The 2103-nt window shown below is 38.9% G+C and carries 1 protein-coding gene and 1 pseudogene; both read right to left on the reverse strand.

Going from position 1 to position 2103, the window contains the following annotated elements:
• Nucleotides 1–42: 42 nt before the first annotated feature.
• On the reverse strand, nucleotides 43–1191 hold the full coding sequence (gene dnaN, locus VB694_RS07975; protein WP_323359776.1) for a DNA polymerase III subunit beta: 1149 nt from the start codon (nucleotides 1189–1191) through the stop codon (nucleotides 43–45).
• Between the two features lie 621 nt (nucleotides 1192–1812).
• Nucleotides 1813–2103: pseudogene (locus VB694_RS07980) on the reverse strand (hypothetical protein); the annotation flags it as partial.

Genomic DNA, 2103 nt, shown 5'->3' on the forward strand with positions numbered 1-2103 from the left:
CCCCTACATCTTGACTGCTTGAAGAAGTAGGGGAAATTACAATTAATTCCTCAGTTGTACAGGCATAGCTAAATAAGTCATTTTTAAACCGCCTAAAGGTGTAAAAATTACTGGGGTTAAGCTTTGATTTAAGTGCATTTGAATTTCAGAAGATGGTAACTCTTTTAAACCTTCCATTAAATATTTGACATTAAAAGCAATGTCGATATCTTCCCCAGAAATTTGTGCCGGCATTGACTCTGTACCACTACCTACATCTTGGGCTTCACAAGATAAAGTAATTTCTTGATTGGCATTATCAATGCTGACTTTGACAATATTATTTTTCTGATCAGCTAACACAGCAATTCTTTCTAGAGTGCTGATAAATTGCCGCCGTTCTAGTGTGACTTGTCGTTCAAATTGACGGGGGATTAATTGCCGATAAGCGGGATATTGTCCTTCTAGAGTCCGGCTGGTTAAACGTTGATTTTGCCAAGCAAAAACAATTTGACCTTGGTCTAAATATAAGGCTACAGTTTCTTCTGAAGAACTATGAGCCAGCATTCGCTGTAATTCTCGTAATGCTCTAGCTGGGACTGTCACCTCTAGTTGTTCATTACCTTCCAGGGGACGCTCGTTAGAGGTTTCCAGCACTGCTAAACGGTGTCCATCTGTAGCCGCAAATTCTAAAGTGTCTTGTTTGACGGTTAAATGTAACCCAGTCAGGACTTGTTTGGTTTCATCTGCACTAGTAGCAAATAATGAACCTTTCAATCCTTCAATTAATGCAGCCGTAGTGATTTGAATTGATTCCGAGCTTTCAATTACAGGTAATTCGGGGAATTCTTCTGCTCCCATTGCCCGGACTTGATACTTACCGCTTTTGGGTTTGAGGGTGACAATTATACCTTCTCCGGTGTTGTCTCCTGATTGGTCATCTAAGGTGATTTCGCCTTCTGGTAGACGAGAAGTGATATCTACAAGTAGTTTAGCAGGAAGAGCGATCGCACCGCCTTCAATGACCTCAGCGGTAAAACTGGTGCGGATACCCAAACTGAGATCAAAAGCTGTTAAACTGACTTGGTTAGTTTCAGCATCAGCTTGTAACAGCACGTTAGCAAGTACAGGATGAGTAGGTCTTGATGGTACTGCACGACTAACAAGTGAAAGATTTGTACTGAGGTCGCTTTGAGAGCAAACTAATTTCATAAATATGGATTCAACTGGTGAAGGATTATCGTAGCAAATTTTGGACTGGGGACTGTTCACAAGTCGAAAGTCAAAATTGTTACTTTTTGATTGCTGATTACTGATTGCTATAGCTGTGGAAAAGCTGTGGAAAACTAGACGAGTTTTTCCACAGAGTAATTATACTCAATGCCAATTAATTGAAAAATCTTGAAGTTTTCCACATTTTTTTCCACAAAAGGTCATATTTTTTCCACAATGGCAGTTAATTTTAATAAATTTTTATACTTTGCTTAACATTCTAGCATAAATGCTCAGATGTTAAAGCGATTACTTCATCTGTTGGTTGTGGAAAAAGGTAGCGGGAAGGTGAGAGTGAAGAAAAGAACTAAAAAATTTAGATTCCCAACTTGAAAAAATTAGGAATCTACCGCTTCGCGGAAGTCAAAAGTCAAAAGTCAAAAGTCAAAAGTCAAAAGTCAAAAGTCAAAAGTCAAAAGTCAAAAGTCAAAAGTCAAAAGTCAAAAATAACATGGAGTACGCTTTTTAGCGATTGAGAATGGTTGGTTTATTTACGCCGTGCTGTACTAGCTACTGTAGTTATAATAACTTCCGTAATTCCTCAACACTATTTACGGACTGCTATTTTTTAAACCTCGCTAATAAATCTGTACGAGATAAATTTAAAAGCAAGGGCGTAAATTCTTCCCTGGACATGGCAATTACTTGATCAATAATGTTTGCTAATTCAGGATCAACTTCTCCAAACCTTACTTGTAGAATGCTTTCCACCATAGCACGACGTTCTCTTATTTGTCCTTCTTGTCGTCCTTCTTGTCGTCCTTCTTGTCGTCCTTCTTGTCGTCCTTCTTGTCGTCCTTCTTGTCGTCCTTCTTGTCGTCCTTCTTGTCGTCCTTCTTGTCGTCCTTCTTG

Source organism: Anabaena sp. UHCC 0451 (genome assembly GCF_034931405.1).
GTDB lineage: Bacteria > Cyanobacteriota > Cyanobacteriia > Cyanobacteriales > Nostocaceae > RDYJ01.